The sequence below is a fragment of the Amycolatopsis keratiniphila subsp. keratiniphila genome (genome assembly GCF_001620365.2).
In the GTDB taxonomy this organism is placed as follows: Bacteria; Actinomycetota; Actinomycetes; order Mycobacteriales; family Pseudonocardiaceae; genus Amycolatopsis; species Amycolatopsis keratiniphila.
The window spans coordinates 40,461-61,593 of the sequence record NZ_LQMT02000040.1 but is presented as its reverse complement, the minus strand read 5'-3'; the positions used below and the strand labels follow the sequence as shown (position 1 = coordinate 61,593).

19 protein-coding genes are annotated in these 21,133 nt (G+C 69.4%); 13 read left to right on the top strand and 6 right to left on the bottom strand.

Features of this window, described 5'->3' with window-relative positions:
• Nucleotides 1-16: 16 nt before the first annotated feature.
• Nucleotides 17-637 (bottom strand): DUF3159 domain-containing protein, encoded by a 621-nt coding sequence (locus AVR91_RS37225; protein ID WP_063272267.1) that lies wholly within the window; start codon nt 635-637, stop codon nt 17-19.
• Nucleotides 634-1,695 (bottom strand): FAD-dependent oxidoreductase, encoded by a 1,062-nt coding sequence (locus AVR91_RS37220; protein ID WP_063272266.1) that lies wholly within the window; start codon nt 1,693-1,695, stop codon nt 634-636. Before AVR91_RS37220 ends, AVR91_RS37225 begins: the two co-directional genes overlap by 4 nt.
• A gap of 91 nt (nt 1,696-1,786) precedes the next feature.
• Here AVR91_RS37220 and AVR91_RS37215 point away from each other — a divergent pair, with 91 nt between their 5' ends.
• Entirely contained in the window at nt 1,787-2,395 is a 609-nt protein-coding gene (locus AVR91_RS37215) for a TetR/AcrR family transcriptional regulator (protein ID WP_063272265.1), read from the top strand.
• Nucleotides 2,396-2,438: 43 nt separating this feature from the next.
• Nucleotides 2,439-3,152, top strand: coding sequence for a MerR family transcriptional regulator (locus tag AVR91_RS37210; RefSeq protein ID WP_063272264.1), 714 nt, complete (start codon nt 2,439-2,441; stop codon nt 3,150-3,152).
• On the opposite strand, the gene AVR91_RS37205 is transcribed toward AVR91_RS37210, so the two are convergent.
• A complete protein-coding gene (locus tag AVR91_RS37205) occupies nt 3,134-3,568 on the bottom strand; it encodes a MarR family winged helix-turn-helix transcriptional regulator (protein WP_037348294.1) in 435 nt (144 codons plus the stop codon). The genes AVR91_RS37210 and AVR91_RS37205 overlap by 19 nt on opposite strands.
• A 57-nt stretch (nt 3,569-3,625) precedes the next feature.
• Here AVR91_RS37205 and AVR91_RS37200 point away from each other — a divergent pair, with 57 nt between their 5' ends.
• The 3 genes from AVR91_RS37200 to AVR91_RS37190 are packed head-to-tail and all read left to right on the top strand — an operon-like array spanning nt 3,626 to nt 5,278.
• Nucleotides 3,626-4,132 (top strand): DUF6790 family protein, encoded by a 507-nt coding sequence (locus tag AVR91_RS37200; RefSeq protein ID WP_063272263.1) that lies wholly within the window; start codon nt 3,626-3,628, stop codon nt 4,130-4,132.
• A 22-nt stretch (nt 4,133-4,154) separates the two neighbouring features.
• Nucleotides 4,155-4,757 (top strand): TMEM175 family protein, encoded by a 603-nt coding sequence (locus AVR91_RS37195; RefSeq protein WP_063272262.1) that lies wholly within the window; start codon nt 4,155-4,157, stop codon nt 4,755-4,757.
• 20 nt (nt 4,758-4,777) lie between these two features.
• Complete coding sequence (locus AVR91_RS37190; RefSeq protein ID WP_063272261.1) at nt 4,778-5,278, top strand: HIT family protein; 501 nt, start codon at nt 4,778-4,780, stop codon at nt 5,276-5,278.
• A 181-nt stretch (nt 5,279-5,459) separates the two neighbouring features.
• Here the strand turns inward: AVR91_RS37190 and AVR91_RS37185 are convergent, their stop codons facing one another.
• Both AVR91_RS37185 and AVR91_RS37180 read right to left on the bottom strand, forming a co-directional pair.
• Nucleotides 5,460-6,284 (bottom strand): NAD-dependent epimerase/dehydratase family protein, encoded by an 825-nt coding sequence (locus tag AVR91_RS37185; protein ID WP_063272260.1) that lies wholly within the window; start codon nt 6,282-6,284, stop codon nt 5,460-5,462.
• A gap of 37 nt (nt 6,285-6,321) precedes the next feature.
• Nucleotides 6,322-7,128 carry an IclR family transcriptional regulator gene (locus AVR91_RS37180; RefSeq protein ID WP_063272259.1) on the bottom strand — a complete coding sequence of 269 codons (807 nt, stop codon included), beginning with the start codon at nt 7,126-7,128 and terminating at the stop codon, nt 6,322-6,324.
• A 154-nt stretch (nt 7,129-7,282) separates the two neighbouring features.
• Here AVR91_RS37180 and AVR91_RS37175 point away from each other — a divergent pair, with 154 nt between their 5' ends.
• The 8 genes from AVR91_RS37175 (at nt 7,283) to AVR91_RS37140 (ending at nt 18,428) form a co-directional block, all read left to right on the top strand.
• Nucleotides 7,283-8,794, top strand: coding sequence for a sodium:solute symporter family protein (locus tag AVR91_RS37175; protein ID WP_063272258.1), 1,512 nt, complete (start codon nt 7,283-7,285; stop codon nt 8,792-8,794).
• Between the two features lie 46 nt (nt 8,795-8,840).
• On the top strand, nt 8,841-9,785 hold the full coding sequence (locus tag AVR91_RS37170; RefSeq protein WP_063272257.1) for a 5-dehydro-4-deoxyglucarate dehydratase: 945 nt from the start codon (nt 8,841-8,843) through the stop codon (nt 9,783-9,785).
• Between the two features lie 2 nt (nt 9,786-9,787).
• Nucleotides 9,788-11,044 (top strand): enolase C-terminal domain-like protein, encoded by a 1,257-nt coding sequence (locus tag AVR91_RS37165; protein ID WP_063272256.1) that lies wholly within the window; start codon nt 9,788-9,790, stop codon nt 11,042-11,044.
• Between the two features lie 4 nt (nt 11,045-11,048).
• A complete protein-coding gene (locus AVR91_RS37160) occupies nt 11,049-12,194 on the top strand; it encodes a hypothetical protein (RefSeq protein ID WP_063272255.1) in 1,146 nt (381 codons plus the stop codon).
• A gap of 13 nt (nt 12,195-12,207) precedes the next feature.
• Nucleotides 12,208-13,665: an aldehyde dehydrogenase (NADP(+)) gene (locus AVR91_RS37155; protein ID WP_063272254.1), complete on the top strand. Its 1,458-nt coding sequence runs from the start codon at nt 12,208-12,210 to the stop codon at nt 13,663-13,665.
• Nucleotides 13,666-13,772: 107 nt separating this feature from the next.
• On the top strand, nt 13,773-16,115 hold the full coding sequence (locus AVR91_RS37150; protein ID WP_063272253.1) for a polysaccharide lyase 8 family protein: 2,343 nt from the start codon (nt 13,773-13,775) through the stop codon (nt 16,113-16,115).
• Nucleotides 16,116-16,412: 297 nt separating this feature from the next.
• Nucleotides 16,413-17,561, top strand: a complete 1,149-nt coding sequence (locus tag AVR91_RS37145; RefSeq protein ID WP_063272252.1) for an epoxide hydrolase family protein — start codon at nt 16,413-16,415, stop codon at nt 17,559-17,561.
• Between the two features lie 69 nt (nt 17,562-17,630).
• Entirely contained in the window at nt 17,631-18,428 is a 798-nt protein-coding gene (locus tag AVR91_RS37140) for an alpha/beta fold hydrolase (protein ID WP_063272251.1), read from the top strand.
• Here AVR91_RS37140 and AVR91_RS37135 read toward each other — a convergent pair.
• Complete coding sequence (locus AVR91_RS37135; protein ID WP_063272250.1) at nt 18,421-21,120, bottom strand: AfsR/SARP family transcriptional regulator; 2,700 nt, start codon at nt 21,118-21,120, stop codon at nt 18,421-18,423. The two genes, AVR91_RS37140 and AVR91_RS37135, sit on opposite strands and share 8 nt — an antisense overlap.
• Nucleotides 21,121-21,133 lie beyond the last annotated feature (13 nt).

Sequence of the window (21,133 nt, the reverse complement as noted above, 5' to 3'; positions counted from 1 at the left end):
CCTGGCAACCGTCGTCTCACCCGGCGGTCCGCGGCTCTTCGCGCAGGATCCGCCAGCACAGATAGAGGCAGACGCCCGCCGCGGGCGCGCCGCCCAGCAGTGTGGCGGCGATGCCGAGCGGGATCACCGTCCCCGCCAGGTACAGCGGCACCAGCGCGGCCGTGGCGATCGCGAACTTCGCGAGGAAGATCGTCGTGCACAGGTAGTACCGCCGACGCCGCCGTCGATCGCGCCGCCAGGTCTGACGTTCGCCGCGTAGCCTGCCCAGCACCAGCCCGATGACCGGCTGTCGCACCAGGATGGACAGTCCGAACAGCACCCCGCCTCCCGCCTGCCAGAGGACCGTGCTCAGGTAGAAGTCGGCCGCGTGGCCGGAATTCCCGGCCAGCAGTGCGGACACCCCGACCACGATCACCCCGATCGACGGCTGCCAGACCTTGCGGTCGGTGAACAGCCGCACCGCGGCCAGCACGACCACGGCGCCGACCGTGATCAGCGCCGACGTCAGCACCTGCCCGGTCACGAGGTACGCGACGAGGAACACCACCCGCGACGCGACACCTTCGGCGACCGTGCGCCAACCGCCCACCGCGCTGAACAACGACAGCGACTTCCGGGTCAGCACGTCGAGGCTCACGCGCCCACCTTCGTGAAACCGTTGCGGCGCATCGTGTCCTCGTACTGGCCGATCGCGTCGAGCAGGCCGAGCCGTCCGTGGTGCGCCTCGGCCAGCGCTTCGCAGAGATGGCGCGCGTCCTGCATCGCGAGGTTGCCGCCGAAGCCCGGGGCGAGATGGATTGCGTCGCCGAGGAGCGTCACCGGACCGGCGCGCCAGGGCTCCGGCGGTGGGATCGATCCGATCCGCAGGGCGACCGTGAAGTCCGGCCATGCCTCGCCGATGATCGTCCGCAGGGCTGGAGGCATCTCCATGCTCGGCTCCCGTGTGGCGGGCAAGGCCCACATCACGTAGTCCTCGATTTCGGCCGCGGTGCGACGCAGGGCGGGCAGCCACCGCCGTCGCGCGGACAGGGGAGCTTCGGAGAACCGCAGCACGGCCACCACCACCGTCGTGCCGCGGATGCGAGCAGTCGCGGGGCTGTGGCCGATCAGGCCGGGCAGCCCGGTGCCGAGGACGGCCCGCAGCGGAGTCGCGCCCATGATCATCCGGCGTCCCGTGTCCACCACCCGCGCGTCGGGCAGATACCGGCGGCGGACCGCCGAGCCGATTCCGTCCGCGCCGACGAGAACGTCCGCGGTGTCCGTGCTCCCGTCGGCGAACCACGCCCGGACCGTGCCGTCGGCGCGCTGTTCGAACCGGGTGAACTCCGTCCAGAACCTGGCCACGTCGTCGAGATCGGTCAGCAGGACCGCTCTCAGCAACGGCCGGTGTACCTGCCTGCCGGGTCTTGCCAGGCTCGGCTGAACGCCCGTGATCGCGAGTTCCCCGTCCACATCGGACAGTGTCAGGGTCTGCTCGCGCGGTCCTCCCGTGGTGGCCTCGACCATCGCGAAATGCGCCGGGGGCAGGCATGCGTGCAGCGCCGACCTCCCGCGCTCGTCGAGGTGCAGGCTCACGCCCTGCGGACGTCCCTGCGGGGTGTCTCGCTCGTACACCGCGACGTCGATCCCCGCCCGGCGCAACCCGTGAGCGAGCGTCAGCCCGCCGAGACCGGCGCCGATCACGATCACCTTCATGACTTCACCTCATTCTTCACCGCCTGATGAAGAACACGGTACCGAAAACTTCATCGGGTGGTGAAGAAAACGGTGTTAGGCTTCGGATGCCATGACAGAACACGAGAAGAACCGCCGTCCCGGGCGCTGGCGGTCGGGCGCGGAGAGCAAGCGGCGGATTCTGCAGGTCGCTCGTGAGCTGTTCCACGAGCACGGCTACGGCAGTACGACCGTGCGCATGATCGCCACCGCCGCCGAGGTCGACCCGGCGATGGTCTTTTACTTCTTCGGCACCAAGCAAGGTCTGTTCAGCGCCGCGATCGAGATCTCCGGCGACGTCCCGCCCGCCGTCGAGGCCCTTTTCGACGGCGGCCTCGACGGCATCGGCGAGCGCCTCGTCCGGACGCTGGTGGGGAACCTCGACAAATCCGACCGCACGCCGCTGATGATGCTGACCCGGTCGGCTCCCGCCGATCCGCGGTCCGAAGCGCTGCTGCGCGAGTTCATCGACCGGGAGATCACCGGCAGGCTCGCGGCGCTGCTCGGCACGCCGGACGCCGCGCTGCGGGCGGGCATGGTCAACGTGCAGATCCTGGGGCTCGCGGTCGCCCGGTACATCATGCGTATCGAGCCGATCGCGTCTTCGTCCGTCGACGAACTGGCCGCCACGTTCGGCCCGCTCGTGCAGCACTGCCTGACCGGGCCCGCGACGCGCGCGTGATCGCTCTTGTATCTCCCCCGAGGGGAGGTGCGAGGGTGGGCGGATGGACGCCCCCCGGTACTCGATCGGCGAGCTCTCCCGGCGGACCGGGCTGACCGTCAAGACCATCCGTTTCTACTCCGACCGAGGCATCTTGGCCCCGTCCGGCCGCACCGCGTCCGGGCACCGCCGCTATGGCGTCGACGCACTCGCGCGCCTGGAGCTCGTGCGCACGTTGCGTGAGCTGGGACTCGACCTGGCCACGATCCGGAAGGTCGTCGAAAGCGAAGCCGCCCTTCCCGATGTCGCCGAGGCCCACCTGCGGGCGCTGGAAGCGCAGATCCACGTGCTGCGTCTCCGTCATGCGGTGCTGAAAGCCGTGACCCGGCGCGGATCCACTCCCGAGGAGATCACTCTGATGCACGACTTGGCCAAACTGACCGAGGATGAGCGACGTCGGCTGATCGACGACTTCCTCGACGCCATCTTCGGCGGTCTCGAGCATCCCGGGTTCGTCGGGATCGCCCGCTCGATGACGCCCGAACTACCCGAAAGTCCCGCGGTCGAACAGGTCGACGCCTGGGTGGAACTCGCCGGACTGGTGAGGGATCCGGATTTCCGCGCCCTCATGCGACGCCTCGCCGAAGGGTACGACGCCGCCCCGCGGCGGGATCTGCCCTGGCTGGACATCGCCGATGATCCCCGGCGGGAGCGGTACCTCGAGCTGCTCGCCGTGATCAACGGGTGGGCGGCTCCGGATCAGCGCCGCGTTCCCTGATCGGGGGAGAGGATCTCGGCCAGCCGAAGGGTGTCTTCGAGGTAGCGCTCGTAGGGGAAGCCCGCCGCGATGAGCCCGGCGCGGAACTCGTCGTAGAGCGGTTTTCCGGCCGCGTGGAAGGCTTTCCGGCCGACTTCGGTGAGGCGGACGAGCCTCCGGCGTGCGTGCTCGGGGTCGACGGTGATCTGTACCAGGCCGTCCGCTTCGAGCGGTCGTAGCGCCCGGCTGATCGCCGGGTCGGACACCGAAAGCGCCTGTGCGAGCCGATGCTGCGTCGCCGGCTCGATCTCCTCGAGCGTGCCCAAAAGCCGTATCTGGCTGTAGGTCAAGCCGTCGGTGTCTTCGGTGCGCCGCCGGGCGTTCTCGCCCAGCAGCATGACCACGCGGTGCAACAGGTCTGCGAGTCCGTCATCCACGAGGATCACTATACCTGATTGTTGACGAGTTAATATTAACTAGGTAAGACTGAAGACATGGACAACTTCTCATACCTCGCCCAATCCGCCTTCCCGCTGGTCTGGATGCTGGTACCGGCCGTCGGGGCGTTCCTGCGAGCCCGCCACGCTCCGACGGCCCACGAACGGCTGGAGATCTGGCAGCGCTGGTGGGCGATCGGCGCCCTGGGCTTCGGCAGCCTGTGGATGACGGTCGCGTTCCTCGCGTTCCCGGACGTCATGGCCACCGCCATCGGCTTCGACCGGACGCCCTTCCTGTTCGAGATCGCCTTCGCCAACCTCGGGCTGGCCGTCATGGGATTCCGCGCCGCTTCGGCGTCCGCGCGTGAACGCGTCACCATCGGACTCGGCGCCGGGATGTTCCTCTGGGGAGCCCTGGTCGGCCACGTCTACCAGTGGTTCGCCAACGGCGTCCACAGCCCCGGCAACACCGGCGGAGTCCTCGCCAACGACCTGCTCATCCCCGCCGTCATGATCATCCTGGCCGTACGGTCACGGAAGCTCCGCCCGGCAACCGTCGCCTGACGCAGAAGGAGATTTCCGCATCATGGCGACTCAGGCCCCTCCCGAGCGGCTCACCATGTTCATCGACGCGGTGATCGCGATCGCGCTCACCCTGCTGGCGTTGGAACTCCCCGTCCCCGCTGGCGACACCACCGAGGCGATGCTGAGTTCGGTGGCGGATCACGGCAAGGAGTATCTGGCCTTCGGTGTCAGCTTCGTGGTGATCGCCGCCCATTGGCGCGCCCACCACGAGATCTTCGGCCACGTCCGCTCGCTGAACAGCCGCCTGATCAGCCTCACCCTTGCCTGGCTGTTCATGCAGGTGCTGACGCCGTTCGCGACCCGGGTGATCACCGCGGACGGCGCCTTCCCGCCCCGGTTCAGCCTGTACGCGATCGTGCAGGTGCTGGCGTCCGCTTCGTTCGCGCTGATCATCCGGGAGATCCGGCGCGAACACCTCTACCGCGCGGACACGCCGCCGTGGGCGTTCAGTCAGAACCTGGTGCGGAGTGTGTGCCTGGCGGTTGTGTTCGGGGTTTCGGTTCCTGTTTCGTTCGTCACCGCGGGTACTTGGGCGTATTTGTGTTGGCTGGCGGCGCCGGTGGTGCTGGCGGTGGCCGGGCGGGTGCAGGGGCGTGCGAGGTGAAGTCGGGTAGTCATAGGGGTATGACCGACCGTGTTCCGTGGCAGGCCGACGCCTATCTCGATCTCGCCCGCCGAGCCTGTTTCGTCTGCGAACTTCTCGACGGCAACCCCGACTACCCGCATCACATCGCCTACCGGGATGCCGACGCGGTGGTCTTCGCCAGCCGTTTCCCTTCCGTGCTCGGGCATTTTCTCGTGGCCCCGATCGAACATCGGGAGCACGCCATCGGCGACTTCACCGCCGACGAGTACCTGGCCGTCCAGCGGGTCGTGCACCGCGCGGGCACCGCGTTGAGCGACTTGTTGACCGTCGAACGGCTTTACGTGCTGTCCTTGGGCAGTCAACAGGCCAACCGGCACGTCCATTGGCACCTCGCGCCTCTGCCGCCCGGCGTTCCGTACGAGCAGCAGCAGGCCGCGGTGTTCGATCCCGCGCGTGGCCATCTGGACGTTCCCGATGACGAACTGGCGGATCTTGCGCGCCGGCTCGGTGAACGCATGACCGACAGCTCGACGATGTAGGAATCGGGACACTCAACGTCCCGATTCCTACATCGTCGACACTCGGCATGCGAGAGGTTCCGGCTCCCTTCGGCGGTTGGGCGTGTCTCAGGAGACGGCGCGCGTGATCAGGTGGACGACACGCGTGACTGGATGGACGACACGCGTGTCGCCGGGGCCTTCAAATGCCAAACGAAAGACGTCAGAGCGGGTTGTGCGCCCCCAGCGGCGCGGTGCAGAACGGTCCGCCGACGTACTCCGCCGCCACCCCCGTCGGCGCGGGCATGTCCGCCAGCTGGTCCGCGTAGGTCTCCGCGTTGTCGAGCGACTTGTAGCCCAGCTCTTCGGCTTCGGCGAGTGAGTAGATCCGGCGCGTGTTGTCGGAGACGCCCCAGATCAGCCGGTAGCCGGGGGAGGGGTAGCTCAGGCAGGCCTCGAACAGCCGGGCGCCGTCGTCGGGGGAGAGCCACGTCGTCAGGCCGCGCGGGCCGAGGACGAGCGGGCTTTCGAAGCAGGAGCCGATCCGGATGACGATCACGTCCATGCCGAACCGCGAGTGGTACAGGCTGCCGAGCGCTTCGATGGCCGCCTTGCTGACGCCGTAGTAGGTGTCGGGGCGGGGCGTGGAGTCGGCGGGGAGGCCGTCCGCGCCCGCCTCGTCGTTGCGGCGGAAGCCGACGGAATGGTTGCTGGAAGCCAGAATCACGCGCGGCACACCGGCGGCGCGCGCGGCTTCGAGGACGGTGTGGGTGCCGTTGATGTTCACGTCGAGCGTGGCTTCCCACGAGTTCTCGCGGCTGTGCCCGCCGAGGTGGATCACCGCGTCGACGCCGGCGCAGGCCTTCGCCATCGCCTCCGGGTCGGTCACCGAAGCGGTGATCAGCTCGACGTCCTCGCCGCCCGAGGCTTCGGGTTGCGCGGCCAGGTCGAGCAGGCGCAGCACCCGTCCGGAACGGCGCAGTCGCGGCCGCATCAGGGTGCCGACGATGCCCGCCGAGCCGGTGATCAGGACGCGCTGGTCTGCCATGGGGACCCCTTGTCAGTGAAGGAAAGTGGGAAACAGGTCAGCGGATGCCGGCGCGGCGCAGTTGCTGGCCGAGCTCCGCGGTGATTTCGGCGAGGAGCTCGCCGACGCGCTGGGCATCGGCGTCGGTGACCTCGGTGACCGGCATGGAGCAACTGATCGCGTCGGTGCCGGGGATGCGGTACGGGATCACGGCCGCGACGCAGCGGACGCCGAGGCTGCCTTCCTCGATTTCCGAGGCATAGCCGCGTTCGCGCGTCTTCGCGCATTCGGCGTGCAGCGCCTCGACGGTGGTGATGGTGTTCGGGGTGAGCGCCGTCAGCTCTCCGGTCAGGAGGCCGTCGATCTCGTCGTGTGTCAGTTCGGCCAGCAGTGCCTTCCCCAGTGCGGTCGCGTGGGTGGGCAGCGTGCGGCCGACGCGGGACACGAGATGCGTCGAGTGCCGGGACTCGCGTGTCTCCAGATAGACGACGTCGGTGCCCTCGCGGCGCGCGAAATGCGCCGTGTAGCCGGTCTTCTCCCGGATCCGCTCCAGCGCTTCGGTCGCGTACGGGACGACCGGGTCGCGGTCCAGGTAGGCCGTGCCACAGATCAGCGCGCGGACGCCGAGGCGGTAGCGGGCGGTGTTGGTGTCCACTTCCAGCCAGCCGGCTTCGAGCAGGGTGCGGAGCAGGCCGTGCAGGCTCGACCTGGGGAACCCGGTCCGCGCGTGGAGATCCGAAAGGGAGAGCCACACGTCGTTCGCGGCGAAGGTCTCGATGAGGTCGATCGCCCGCCTCGCCGACTTCACCCCGGCGGGTTCAGGCGCGCCGTTCGCCACCGTGACGGCGGCTTCCTGCTGCGGCATCCGCGCTCCTCCATCCGGCCGTTGACTTGTGACTCCGGCCATATTAGCGTCCCGAACAGCGTTCTTATGGATGAACATAATCACTATAACAGACTCCGTTCATGGATGTGAACAGGTCGGGCTGGGCCTTCGTGAACGCGGAAAGGAGTCAGCGGTGCATTTACTGGACTGGATCATGGTGTCCGCGTACTTCGTCCTGATGGTGGTGATCGGCTTGTGGTCGCACAGCCGGGTCAACACGGTCAGTGACTTCTTCACGGCAGGCGGCAAGATGCCGTGGTGGCTGGCCGGTATCTCCCACCACATGTCCGGCTACAGCGCCGTGCTCTTCGTCGCGTACGCGGGCGTCGCGTACACGGACGGCATCACCGTCTACTTCTGGGGCATGGCCAGCATCGGCATCGGTGTCGGCATCGGCAGCTGGCTGTTCGCCTCACGGTGGAACCGCCTGCGTTCGAAGCTCGGTGTCGCCTCGCCGCTCGAGTACCTGGCGAAGCGCTTCAATGTGCCCACCCAGCAGGCGCTGGCCTGGAGCGGCAGCCTCCTGAAGATCTTCGACATCGCGGCCAAGTGGTTCGCGGTCGCGACGATCCTCAACGTCTTCGCGGGCGTGCCCTACACCTGGGGCATCATCATCACCGGCACGATCACGCTGATCTACTGCACCGTCGGCGGTCTCTGGGCCGACGCGCTCACCGACTTCGGCCAGTTCGTCATCCAGGCCATCGCGGCGATCGTGATGCTGTGGGTGGTGCTGGACAAGCTCGGCGGCGTTTCCGGGCTGTGGACCGTATGGGGTGACCTCCCGCCCGCCCACCTGAACCCGACGACGTCGAAGTTCACCACCATCGTGTTGCTCGTCTACGTGCTGGTGAAGACGCTGGAGTACAACGGCGGTATGTGGAATCTGGCGCAGCGCTACATGGCCGCGCCGAACACCTACGAGGCCCGTCGCGGCGCGCGGCTCTCCTCGATCCTGTACCTGGTGTGGCCGCTGGTGATGATGTTCCCGATGTTCGCCGCCCCGCTGCTGATCCCGGACATCGACAACCCCAACAACGCGTACGCGATCATGACCACGACCTTCCTCCCGCCGGGTCTGGTCGGGCTGGTGCTGGCCGGGATCTTCTCGCACACCATGGCGATGGTCTCCTCGGACGCCAACGCGATCTCCGCGGTCATCACCCGCGACATGCTGCCCGTGCTGTGGAAGAAGGCCAGGAACTTCACCGAGTCGCAGGGGCTGCTCGCCGCCCGTGTCTCCACCGTGCTGTTCGTCGCCGCCACCATGGCGGTGGCCACGCAGGCCGAGAAACTCGGCGGTGTGCTCGGGATCGTGGTGCTCTGGGTCGCGGCACTGATGGGCCCGATCTCGGTGCCGCTGCTGCTCGGCATGCTCCCCGCGTTCCGCCGCTCCGGCTCCCGCGCGGCGCTGATCTCGTGGGCGGGCGGTCTCATCGCCTACGCGATCGCCTACTACGGCTACAACGCCACCCTCGCGGTCACCGTGTCCACCCCGATCCTGGTGTCGCTGGGCTTGTTCATCGGGCTCGGCTACCTGATGCCCGAGCGCAAGGCCTCCACCGACGAGATCATCGACACGATCGACCGCGACGACGACGTCACACCCCGCAAGTCGCAGGACGGCACCACCGTGCCCGCCTGACCGGGCCCGTACCCGGGACCATCCACAAAGAACGAAAGAGAAATCCATGGCACAGCCCAAGATCGAACTCGACGGCCTACTGGCGTTCCCCCTGACCCCCTTCACCGAGGGGCTGGAACTCAACCTCGACGCGTTCGCGGAAACCGTCGAGAGCCACGTGGCCGCCGGAGCCGGTGCGCTGTTCGTCGCCTGCGGTACGGGCGAATTCAGCTCGCTGTCCCCGGACGAGCACGCAGCGATCCTGCGTAAGGCTCGTGAGGTCGTGGCCGGGCGCGTGCCCGTCTGGGTCGGCGCCGGCGGCGGTGCGGCCTCGGCCCGTGCCGGGATCGCGGCGGCGGAGGCGGGCGGCGCGGACGGCGTCCTCCTCCTGCCGCCGTACCTGGTCACCGGTCCGCCGTCCGGGCTGGTCGACCACGTCCGGTACGCCGTCGGGGATTCCTCGATCCCGGTGATCGTCTACCACCGGTCCACCGGCGTGTTCACCCCGGACTCGGCGGTGGAACTGCTCGGCATCCCGTCGGTGGTCGGCATCAAGGACGGCTTCGGCGACGTCGAACTCATGAGCCGGATCATCACCACGATCCGCTCCGTCGGCACCGACCGGGCCCGGGATTTCCTGTTCTTCAACGGTCTTCCGACGGCGGAGGTCTCCGCGCGCGCCTACTCCGCGGTCGGCGTGGCGCGGTACTCCTCGGCCGTGCACTGCTTCGCGCCCGAGATCGCGGCCCGGTTCCACCGCGCGCTCGCGGAGAACGACGACGCCGTCATGGAGGCGCTGCTCGCCGGGTTCTACCTTCCGCTGGTCGCGTTGCGGGATGAGGGGCAGGGCTTCGCCGTGTCGCTGGTCAAGGCCGCGGCGCGGCTGCGCGGGGACAAGGTCGGCTCGGTGCGGCCGCCGCTGGTCGAGCCCACCGCGGACCAGATCGCCCGCCTGGAGAAGATCATCGACGACGGATTCGCCGTCCTCAAGTCCGTCGAGGCCGGTGCCTGAAGATGAAGGTTCTCGACGTCGTCCTGACCCCGGTCGCGTTCGCCGACCCTCCGCTGCTCAACGCGATGGGCGTGCACGAGCCGTTCGCGCTGCGCGGTGTCGTCCAGCTGATCTGCGAGGACGGCGTGGTCGGCCTCGGTGAGTCCTACGGTGACCTCGCCTTCCTCGACCAGGTCAGGAAGGTGCTCCCGGAACTCAAGGGGCACGACGTGTTCGACCTGCCCGGTCTCCGCCGGAAGGTCGCCACCACGCTGGGCGAGGTCGTCTTCGCCGACGCGCACGGGCTGACCGGCGGCTTCTCCGTCAGCAAGACCGTGGCCAGCGTGTACTCGCTGTTCGAGGTGGCGGCGCTCGACGCGCAGGGCCACTACCTCGGCAGGCCGGTCGTGGACCTGCTCGGTGGCAAGGCGCGCGACAAGGTCGACTTCTCCGCCTACCTGTTCTACAAGTTCGGTGCCCACCTCGGCGCCGAGGAGGACTCGTGGGGCGAGGTGACCACGCCGGACGCGCTCGTCGGCGAGGCACGCCGCATGGTGGAGGAGTACGGCTTCGGCTCCATCAAGCTCAAGGGCGGGGCTTTCGACCCCGACCAGGAGATGGACGGGATCCGCGCGCTCGCGGACGCCTTCCCGGACCACCCGCTCCGCATCGACCCGAACGCGGCGTGGACCGTCGAGACCGGGATCCGGGTCGCCGAAGAACTCGACGGGGTCCTTGAATACCTCGAAGACCCGACACCGGGTATCGAGGGCATGGCGCGGGTCGCGGAGAAGGCGAACATGCCGCTGGCCACGAACATGTGCGTCGTGCGCTTCGCGGACATCGAGCCCGCCTTCCGGCAGCGAGCGGTCGGGGTCGTACTTTCGGACCATCATTACTGGGGTGGTCTGCGGGACACCCAGGCCCTCTCCACCACGGCGGAATGCTTCGACGTGGGTCTTTCCATGCATTCGAACAGTCATCTCGGGATCAGTCTGGCCGCTATGGTGCACGTGGCCGCGGCGACGCCGCACCTGACCTACGCCTGCGACACCCACTGGCCGTGGAAGACGGCCGACGTCATCGCCCCGGGTGCGCTGGAGTTCGCCGACGGTGCGGTCGCGGTGCCCGACAAGCCGGGGCTGGGGGTCGAACTCGACCCCGACGCGCTGGCACGGGCCCATGAAGACTATGTCCGAAGTGGACAGACCAAACGGGATGACGTGACCTATATGCGGAAGTTCGTGGGAAGCTTCGAACCGAACACGGCACGGTGGTGACAGGGTGAAGGTCACCGGATACGCCTACCCCTGGGACGTCGTCGACGATCCCGGCTTCGTCGAGCGCGTACGGGAACTCGGCGTCGACGAGGTCGCCGTCGCCGTGTCGTACCACAGCGCCCGCGCGGCGACGCCCTGGTCGCCCGAGCGCACCTCGGTCGTCGCGCGCCACGCGGCGCTGTACCGGCCGGTGCGCGACGAGGCGTGGGGTGAGCTGAAGCCCGCCGAGCCGGACTGGGTGGAAAGCCGCGACAGCGCGGGCGACGCCGTCCGGACGCTGACCGAGGCGGGGATCCCGGCCGCGGCGTGGATCGTGCTGACGCACAACTCGCAGCTGGGCACGGAATTCCCGGATTTCACCGTGCGCAACTGTTTCGGTGAGCGGTATCCGTGGGCGCTGTGCCCCGGCGTGCCCGCGGTCCGCGAGTACGCGGCGAACGTGACGGCGGAGAGCCTCGCCGGGCTCGACTTCGCCACCGTCATCCTCGAGGCCTGCGGACCGCTCGGCGCCGTGCACCAGCACCAGCACGAGAAGACCGACGGCGTCTGGTCGCCCGCGGTGGCCCGGCTGCTGTCGATCTGCTGCTGCGACGACTGTCTCGACGCCTGGGCAGCGGCCGGGCAGGATCCGGTGAAGGCGCTGGGCAAGCTGCGGGCCGAGGTCCGGCGGCTGATCGACAGCGGTGACCTGCGTGCCACCGAGGACAAGATCCTGCCCACGCTGCGGCAGGTCCTGCTCGACACGCGCCAGAACGCGACCGACGCCCTCCGGCGCGCGGTGCTCGAGAAGATCCCGTCCGGGCCCAGGATCGTGCTGCACGGCGCGATGGACCCGTGGGTCACCGGCGCGCTGCCGGGGCTGACGCCGTCGGCCCCGGACGACGTCGACGCGGTGGTGCTGCAGAACTGGGCACCCGGCCGTCCCAGCGTCGGCGCCGTCGAGGCGGCACGGGCGAAACTGCCGGAGAAGGTCGCCGTCGGCAGCTACATCACCGCGGTGGCGGCGAGCCCGGTGCCCGACATCGAGGCCTACACCACCGAACTCGGCAAGGCAGGCGCCACCGAGCTGCACCTGTACCACCTCGGCCTCGCCGGCCCGGGGCGCTGGGCGGATCTCATCGCCGCCGTCAGCGCCGCGCAAGAACTCTAGGAGACGCAAGAAAATGAGCCAGGCAACGGATCCCGCCACGCTCGAACAGATCCTCGCGGCCGCCGCCGATGCGGCAGGCACGACGGCGGCCGCGACCCCAGCCCAGCGCGCCGGATGGCTGAACGCGGCAGCGGACGCCCTCGACGCGGCGGCCGAAGAGCTGATCTCGCTGGCCAACCAGGAGACGCACCTCCCGGCCGCGCCGCGGCTGCAGGGCGAGCTGAAGCGCACGACGTTCCAGCTGCGCCTGTTCGGCGAGGTGCTGGCGGACGGCGAGTTCCTCGGCGCCACCGTCGACCACGCGGACGCCGCGTGGCCGATGGGGCCGAGGCCGGACATCCGGCGGCTGCTCACCCCGATCGGGCCGGTGCTGGTGTTCGCCGCCAGCAACTTCCCGTTCGCGTTCAGCGTCGCGGGCGGCGACACCGCGTCGGCACTGGCCGCGGGCTGTCCGGTCGTGCTCAAGGCACACTCGGGGCATCCGGAGCTGTCCGCCCGCACCGGCGAGGTCCTGCGTGACGCGCTGGTCGAGGCCGGTGCTCCGGAAGGGATCTTCGCGGTCATCCACGGCCAGCAGAACGGCGTCACGGCGCTGAAGGACCCGCGGATCCAGGCGGCGTCGTTCACCGGTTCCGTGCCGGGCGGGCGCGCGCTGTTCGATATCGCGAGCTCGCGGCCGTCGCCGATCCCGTTCTACGGCGAACTCGGCAGCGTCAACCCGGTCGTCGTCACGCGGGCCGCGATCGACGCGCGCGGTGAGGCGATCGCCAAGGGCTACGCGGGTTCGTTCACCCTCGGTGCCGGGCAGTTCTGCACCAAGCCGGGGCTGCTGTTCCTGCCCGAGGGCCACGGCCTCGAAGACACGCTCCGCGAGGCCGTCGCGGCGATCCCGGCGCAGCCGATGCTCAACGAGCGCATCGCGGCGGGTTTCGCCGACGGATTGGCGAAGCTCAGCGAGGTCGACGGCGTCGAGGTGCTGTCGGAATCCGGTGGCGCGGAGGGGATTTCGCACGGCGCGACGCTGCTCGCCACCACCGCCAAAGCGTTCCTCGCCGACGCCGACACCGTCCGCGAGGAGTGCTTCGGCCCGGCGTCGCTGATCGTCACCTACACCGATCAGGCCGAGCTGATCAGCCTGCTCGGCGTGATGGAACCGGGGCTCACCGCGACCATCCAGGGCGAAGAGTCCGATGTGGACTGGATCCGCCAGGTCCTCCCGTCCCTGACCCGGGTCGCCGGCCGTCTGCTGTGGAACGACTGGCCGACCGGCGTCACCGTCACCTGGGCACAGGAACACGGTGGTCCCTACCCGGCGACCACCGCGCCGACCAGTACCTCGGTCGGCACCGCCGCGATCGAGCGGTTCCTGCGACCGATCGCCTGGCAGGGCTTCCCCGACGCGCTGCTGCCGGAACCGTTGCAGGAGAACAACCCGTGGGACCTGCCTCGCAGGACCGACGGGAAGCGCTAAAAGCTCGTGAGTGATTTGGGTCGTTCTAACGACCCAAATCACTCACGAGACCCCAGCACCCGCCGCCGCCCTTGATCCGTCTCTGACCCCTTTTGGGAGGCACTGTCATGTCCGGATTCGGTTGCTTCGACAGGAGAACGGCCTTGCGGGGAGGCGCGGCAGCGGCCGCTTCGGTGGCGCTCACATCAGCACTCGCGGGCACCTCGTCCGCGCAGCCCGCGGCTCCGGGCTCGTCGTCCATCGTGACCGGCTACCGCGAACTGCAAACCGGTATCAACCGGCCGTCGGCGGAGCGCACGGCCGCGCTGGCGAATCTCGACAGGGTCGCGAAGGCGTACCACGACAGCATGACGGTCGGCGACGGTCCACTGTGGAAGGACCTGCCGCTCGGCCCCGGCAGCGAATTCACGACGTCGATGTACGCCCGGCTCCGCGCGATCGCGGTCAACTGGGGTACTCCCGGCGGCGCGCTCGCGGGCGACCCCGCGGTGCTCGCCCGGATCAAGGGCGCGCTGGAACTGCTGTACACCAGCGATCAGTACAGCGAGAAGACCGCCGAGATCGGCAACTGGTACACCTACGAGATCGGCATCCCGCTCTACCTGCTGCACATCCTCGCGACGGTCGCCGACGAGCTCACCCAGGACGAGCTCGCCAAGTATCTGAAGCCGGTACTGAAGTTCTCCGGCGACCCGAACCGCCGCACCAACAATCCGAGCGTCGTCGAGACCGGCGCCAACCGCGCGGACAAGTCGACGATCTCCATCGTCTCCGGCGCGATGCTGGGCGACGCCGGGCGGATCGAACGCGGTGTCGGCGCGTTCACCGACGTCGAAGGCGGGGGAGCGGCGAGTGTCATCGCCAAGCTCCACCGCTCCGCCGGTGACGGTTTCCACACCGACGGCTCGTTCCTGCAGCACGATTCGGTGCCGTATCCCGGGCACTACGGGATCATCCTGCTCACCGCCGTCGCGTCCGCCATCCACGTCACCAAGGGCACGGAGTTCGAACTGCCCGCCGACGTCCGCGACGCGGCGTACGCGCTGGTCTCCGACACGTTCGCGCCGTTCGTGTACGCGGGCGCGCTGATGGAGTCGGTCCGCGGCCGGTTCCTTTCCCGGCAAGGGGAATCCGCGCACGACATCGGGCACCAGCTCACCGGTGCGGTGGTCCTGCTGGCCCGGTCGGCGAGCGGGAAACGCAAGGAGGAGCTCGGCGGTCTCGCCGCGAAGTGGATCACCGAGGACACTTTCGCACCGTACCTCGAGATCCCCGATCCCGAACGGTTCGCGCCGGGGCCGGATCTCGTCGGCATCCCCGGTATCGAGTTCGCGCAGGAATTGCTGGCGACCAAGGTGCGGGCGACGCGGACGGTCGCGACGCATCGCGTGTTCGGCCAGCAGGACCGGATGGTGCACATCACCGAAGGCTGGTCGGCCTCGCTCGGCGTCGCCTCGACGCGGATCTCGCGGTACGAGTCGATCAACTCGATGAACCTGCACGGCTGGTACGTCGGCGACGGTTCGCTGTATCTGTTCCTGCCCAAGGCGAAGGGGCACTTCACCGACGCCTACTGGCCGACGGTCGACCCACTGCTGCTGCCGGGTACGACCACCAAGAGCGGTCCGACCCCGAAACTCGAGTCGGTCCCGCTGACCGGCAAGGATCACTGCGGCGGTGTCCGCTGGGACGCGCGACACGGCGCGCACGCCCTCGACTTCGTCTCGCAGGACGGCACGCTGACCGCGAAGAAGTCGTGGTTCTTCACGCCGTCCGGTGTGCTGTGCCTCGGTGCCGGGATCACCGACACCTCCGGCGAGCGGATCCGGACCACGATCGAGAACCGTAATCTCGGCGAGAACGGCACCGGTGTCCTTCTGGCCGACGGTCGTCTCGTCGAGGGTTCGGAGTCCTTGCGGCGCAAGCGATGGCTGCATCTCGAACGGGTCGGCGGTTACGTCCTCCTCGACGACGCCGAGGTCACCGCGCTGCGTGAGGACCGGACGGGGACTTGGCGCGACGTCGACAAAGGCGCCAACACCAAGGGCACCACGGTGCCGTACACCCGGCGGTACCAGAAGCTGGTCATCGAGCACGGGGCCAAGCCGTCGAACGCGAGCTACGCGTACGCCGTCCTGCCGACCGCGTCGGTACTGCAGACGATCGCCTCGGCCTGGTCGTGGCGCGTGCGGTCCAACACCACGACCGTGCAGGCCGTCCGGTTGTGGGACGCGACCCTGCTGGCGAACTTCTTCGAGGCCGGGTCCGTCGACGAGGTGTCGGTGTCCGGTCCGGCTTCGGTGGCGCTCGGCCGGACGGGGAACGGCTGGCAGCTGGCGGTCTCGGATCCGACGCAGCGTCAGGAGGTCCTGCGCGTGACCGTGCGGCGGAAGACCTTCGAGGTGCCGGTGAAGGACACCTTCGGCGCTACGCAGATCGTCCGCGTTTAGCCGGCTGAACGCGGGGTCGCTCGGCAATCGCAGGCCGGTCCGTGAAGGCCTCCTTGAGGGACTCTGGGTCCCTTAAGGAGGCCTTCACGGACGAATGCGACGGATCGCCACGGTGGGCCAAAGACAGTGTTGCGAAGGGGACTTTCATCGCATCGGATGCGGGGAAAGCTCCCTTCGTCCTCCCCGAACGCCAAGGCTTTCGCGACACGCTCGACCACGAGCCCGCAGTTAGTCGGCTAAGTGCGAGGGGGGGCATTTAGGTCAGGATCTGGCCTGAATGGCCCCTACGGTCATCTCATGACCGACATCGAGCAGTTCCGCATCGACATCCCGCAGTCCGATCTGGACGACCTGACCGACCGCCTGGCCCGCACCCGCTGGCCGTCGGCGCTGCCCGGTGCCGAGTGGAGCCGCGGCGTCCCCGTCGCCTACCTCAAGGACCTGGCCGAATACTGGCGAGACGGCTACGACTGGCGCGCGTGGGAGAAGCAGCTCAACGAGTTCCCGCAGTACCTCACCGAGATCGACGGTCAGCGTGTGCACTTCCTGCACGTCCGGTCGCCGGAGCCGGACGCGATCCCGCTGATCATGACGCACAGCTGGCCCAACTCGATCGCCGAATTCCTGAACGTGCTCGGCCCGCTCACCGACCCGCGAGCCCACGGCCTCGACCCCTCACGCGCCTTCCACGTCGTCGCGCCGTCCTTGCCGGGCTTCGGTTTCTCGCCGTTCCCGGAGCCGGCCGACGAACGTCCGTGGGACATCGCGCGGGTGGCGCGGACCTGGGCGGAACTGATGAGCCGTCTCGGATACGAACGGTATGGCGCGCACGGGAACGACGCCGGCGCGCTGGTGACGCCCTGCCTCGCGGTGCACGCGCCCGAGCACGTCATCGGCTCGCACATCACGTCCGGCCTCGGGGTGCCGATGGGCGATCCGGCCGACTTCGACGGGCTCACCGAACAGGATCAGGCCGATCTGGCGGGCCTGATGGAGCGCTTCGCGGGCGGCAGCGGATATGCGCCGTACCTGACGAACAGGCCGCAGACGCTGAGCTTCGGGTTCCTCGATTCGCCGGTCGCGCAGCTGGCGTACCTGGTGGAACGGTTCAAGGAGTTCGACGGCTGGCCCGACGGCACCGCGCCCGCCGAGCCGATCGACCGCGACCTGCTCCTCACCAACGCGACGCTGTACTGGCTGACCGGGACCGGCGGCACGTCGCTGTGGCCCTACTACGAGGGCCAGGCCGCGATGCCGATGGACCAGACGGTGGTGCCGACCGGCGTCTCCCACGGCGGGCCGTCCGCGCTGCGCACGATCGCCTCCCGCAAGAACGACGTCGTGCGCTGGGCCGATCACGACAGCCCCAGCCACATGGTCGCGATGGCCGTCCCAGGCGACGTGGTGGCCGAGCTCCGGGAATTCTTCGGAAATCTCCGGAAGTGATGTCGAGCGGTGGTCATCGGCTCCGACCCAGTGCCGAAGCTAGAGTGAAGCGACCCTGCGGAGGACCTGATGACCACCTCGTTCGAGACCGTGACTTCGGCCGACGGCACCCCGATCGCCTTCGAGCGCACCGGGAACGGCACGCCGGTGATCCTGGCCGGCGGCGCGTTCAACGACCGGACGACCGTCGCCGGCCTGGCCGCCACCCTGGCGCCGGAGCACACCGTGATCGCCTACGACCGTCGCGGCCGGGGTGACAGCGGAGCCGGCGCGGTCTATTCGGTGGAGCGCGAGGTCGAGGATCTCGCCACGTTGATCGAGCACGTGGGCGGTTCGGCGGCGGTGTTCGGGCACTCGTCGGGTGCGGTGCTGGGGCTGGAGGCGGCCGCCAGAGGCGTCGCCATGACCAAACTCGCCGTGTACGAGCCGCCGTACGTCGTCGACGACAGCCGGGAGCGGCCCGGGGCCGACCTCTTCGACCGGGTCCGTGCGTTGATCGCCGACGGCGACCGCGACGGCGCGGCGGAACTGTTCCTGGTCGAGGGGACGGCGACGCCGGAAGAGGTCGTCAAGGGGATGCGGGACGACCCGTTCTGGGCGTGGTTCACCGGGCTCGCCCACACACTGCCCTACGACCTCGCGCTCTGCGGTCCCGGAAACGTGCTGCCCGCGGAAAGGCTGGCGAAGGTCTCGGTGCCCACGCTGGTCATCGACGGCGGGGAGAGCGACGCCTGGATGCGGGCGGGTACCCGCGCGGTCGCCGACACGGTTCCCGGCGCGCGGTACGCCACCGTCGAGGGACAGGACCACGGTGTCCTCCACCGGCCGGACACCCTGCGCGATCTGCTCACGGGGTTCTTCAGGTGACGACCTGCAGCGGTCCGGCGGGCAGGCCCATCGCGGCGTAGTGGTCCCGCGCCGCCCCGGCCTGCCCCAATCCGGCCAGCGCGCGGGCTTCCTGCAGCCGGTAGCCGATCCGCTTCGCCGTTTCGAGCGCGAGCCGATGCCGGCTCAGGCCCACCGTCGTCTCGCCGAGCGCGAGGCAGGCGGTGCCCAGGCTGTTGGCCGCCATCGCCAGTAGCAGCGGATGGTTGAGCCGCGTGAGGATCGCGCACGCGCGATCGGCTTGCTCGCGCGCGTCGCCCGGCCGGTGGGCGAGCAGGAGGGCGTCGGCGAGATCGATCAGGCTCCACGCCTCGCCGAACAGGTAACCGAGATCCCGCGAGGCGGTGATCGACCGTTCGATGATCTCGAAGGCCTCGTCGAACCTGCCCAGCTTGGAGAGGACGAGGCCGAGCTGGGCCGAACTCAGGATCGCGCCGCGCTCGTCCTCACGCAGCGCCACCGCGCGCCGGGCCGAAACCAGCGCGTCGTCCAGCCTGCCGAGGACTTCCTGTGCGTTGCTGAGATTGGTCCACAGGGTGGCGGCGCCGGTCTCGCCCACGACGGCCAGACCGTCCTCGTAGAACCGGATCGCCTCGGGGTACCGGCCGAGCATGGCGTGCAGCGCGCCCGCCCTGGACAGCGCGATCGCCTCGGCCGCGCGGTCGCCGGACGCGCGGACGACGTCCAGCCGTTCGAGGGCGCAGGCCATTCCCTCGGTGAGCCGCCCGTTCTCCCAGAACGCCAGGGTGAGGCTCGCCAGGCTCAGCTGGATCGCGTGCGGGTCGCCGATCCGGCGGGCGGCGGCGATCCCGGCTCGTGCCACGGCGAGCAGTTCGTCGAGGTGCCCGCTCTCCCGGAGGTGCTCCGCGGTGTCCGCGGCGATCCGCCAGGCGTGTTCGTCGAGACCGGCGTCGAGCGCGTGCCGGGTCACCGCGACGAGGTTCGCCCGTTCCGCCCGGTACCAGCCGGGGCCGCCGCCGTCGCGGTAGTGATCGAGGAGCCGATGCACGGCCGGACCGGATTCCTCGTCGCGTGCGGCGTTGCGGGCGTGTTCGGCGATCAGGTCGTGGAACGCGTAGCGGCCCAGCGCGGGCTGCCTGAGCAGGTGGGCGTCGAGCAGGTCCTCCAGCAGGCGTTCGGCCTCGCGTTCGCCGGTGCCCGCCAGTGCGGCCGCCGCGGGTACGCCGATGTCGGCACCGGGATTGCGCCCCAGTAAACGGAACATCCGCTGCTGCGCGGCGTCGAGTTCCCGATAGGACAGTGCGAAGGCCGCGGCCACGTCACGCCCGGCGACCTTCAGCTCGGCCAACCGGTCGTGTTCGGAGCCCAGCCGCTCGACCAGGGCCTGGACGGTCCACTGTGGACGATTCTGCAGCCGGGCGGCCGCGATGCGGATCGCCAGCGGCAGGTTCCCGCACAACGCGGCCACCCCCGAGTCCGGCCGCCCGGACGCCGCCGCGAACAGCGCGCCCGCCTCTTCGTCCGGCAACACTTCGAGACTGATCGACGCGGCACCGTCGACCGCGGCGAGGCGGCGCCTCCCGGTGACCAGTAGGGCGACCGTCGCCGAGCCCGGCACCAGCGGCCGCAGCTGTTCCGCGCTCGCGGCGTTGTCGAGTACCACGAGCAGCGACCGGCCCGCCGTCCTGGTCCGCCACAACTCGGCCCTCCGGTCCACGCCGCCGGGAAGCCGCGAAGCCGGGACGTCCAGCTGCCCGAGCAGGGCTTCGAGCGCGGCCTCGGGCGGAAGCGGTTCGCGCGCGGGGGAGTGGCCGTGCAGATCCACGAACAGCTGCCCGTCGGGGAAATCGGCGGCGAGCCGATGCGCCGCGTGGACGGCGAGCGAGGTCTTGCCGACACCGGCCATCCCGTCGACGACGACCGGGCGGCCGAGCCGGACGGCGTCGGCCAGGCGGCCGATCTCGGCCTCGCGCCCGGTGAAATCCGGGACGTCGTAAGGGAGGAAGCAGCGGGTCTTGCCGTATTCCGGCTCGTCACGCAGGATCCGCTCGTAGAGTTCGCGCAGTTTCGGCCCGGGGTCGATCCCGAGTTCCTCCACCAGCCGCGTTCGCGCCTGCCGGTAGACGTTCAGTGCGTCGGCCTGCCTGCCCTGCTGGTGCAGTGCGCGCATGAGCAAGCCGGCGAACGGCTCCCGGAGCGGGTGTTCGGCGACCAATGCCGTCAGCTCCGCGACGGAGTCTTCGCCGGCGGAGATCTCTTCGTCGAGGCAACGCTCCACAACGGACAGACGACGCTCGTCGAGCTCTTCGGCCTCACCGCGCAATGCCGCACTGTCCACACCGGACAGTGCGGGCCCGCTCCAGCACGCGAGTGCTTCACGGAACTCGCCACGCGAGACGTGCTCCTCGAACGTGCGCAGGTCGAAGGAGCTCGGGCGAAGGACGAAGCCCGGGCCCTCGGCGGCCAAAACGTCGTCGGCGGCGCCCTCGGCGACGAGCGTGCGCTTCAGCGCGGTGGTGAGGTTGCGGATCTGACGCGTGGCCGTGGCGGGCGGCTCCTCGTCCCAGACGACGTCCACCAGCCGTGAGACCGAGACGACGCGATCGGCGCCGAGCAGCAGCGCGGCGAGGATCCGCTCCTGCCGCGGGCCCGCCAGCTTCACCGGCCGTGCCCCGTTCCGGCACTGCACCGGCCCCAAGATCCGGAACTCCATCGCACCCCCTTCC

Bases quoted from the DNA above. Each gene is read 5' to 3' on its own strand.
- AVR91_RS37220 (WP_063272266.1), bottom strand. From the start codon at position 1,695: ATGAAGGTGATCGTGATCGGCGCCGGTCTCGGCGGGCTGACGCTCGCT.
- AVR91_RS37215 (WP_063272265.1), top strand. From the start codon at position 1,787: ATGACAGAACACGAGAAGAACCGCCGTCCCGGGCGCTGGCGGTCGGGC.
- AVR91_RS37210 (WP_063272264.1), top strand. From the start codon at position 2,439: ATGGACGCCCCCCGGTACTCGATCGGCGAGCTCTCCCGGCGGACCGGG.
- AVR91_RS37200 (WP_063272263.1), top strand. From the start codon at position 3,626: ATGGACAACTTCTCATACCTCGCCCAATCCGCCTTCCCGCTGGTCTGG.
- AVR91_RS37195 (WP_063272262.1), top strand. From the start codon at position 4,155: ATGGCGACTCAGGCCCCTCCCGAGCGGCTCACCATGTTCATCGACGCG.
- AVR91_RS37190 (WP_063272261.1), top strand. From the start codon at position 4,778: ATGACCGACCGTGTTCCGTGGCAGGCCGACGCCTATCTCGATCTCGCC.
- AVR91_RS37185 (WP_063272260.1), bottom strand. From the start codon at position 6,284: ATGGCAGACCAGCGCGTCCTGATCACCGGCTCGGCGGGCATCGTCGGC.
- AVR91_RS37180 (WP_063272259.1), bottom strand. From the start codon at position 7,128: ATGCCGCAGCAGGAAGCCGCCGTCACGGTGGCGAACGGCGCGCCTGAA.
- AVR91_RS37170 (WP_063272257.1), top strand. From the start codon at position 8,841: ATGGCACAGCCCAAGATCGAACTCGACGGCCTACTGGCGTTCCCCCTG.
- AVR91_RS37165 (WP_063272256.1), top strand. From the start codon at position 9,788: ATGAAGGTTCTCGACGTCGTCCTGACCCCGGTCGCGTTCGCCGACCCT.
- AVR91_RS37155 (WP_063272254.1), top strand. From the start codon at position 12,208: ATGAGCCAGGCAACGGATCCCGCCACGCTCGAACAGATCCTCGCGGCC.
- AVR91_RS37150 (WP_063272253.1), top strand. From the start codon at position 13,773: ATGTCCGGATTCGGTTGCTTCGACAGGAGAACGGCCTTGCGGGGAGGC.
- AVR91_RS37145 (WP_063272252.1), top strand. From the start codon at position 16,413: ATGACCGACATCGAGCAGTTCCGCATCGACATCCCGCAGTCCGATCTG.
- AVR91_RS37140 (WP_063272251.1), top strand. From the start codon at position 17,631: ATGACCACCTCGTTCGAGACCGTGACTTCGGCCGACGGCACCCCGATC.
- AVR91_RS37135 (WP_063272250.1), bottom strand. From the start codon at position 21,120: ATGGAGTTCCGGATCTTGGGGCCGGTGCAGTGCCGGAACGGGGCACGG.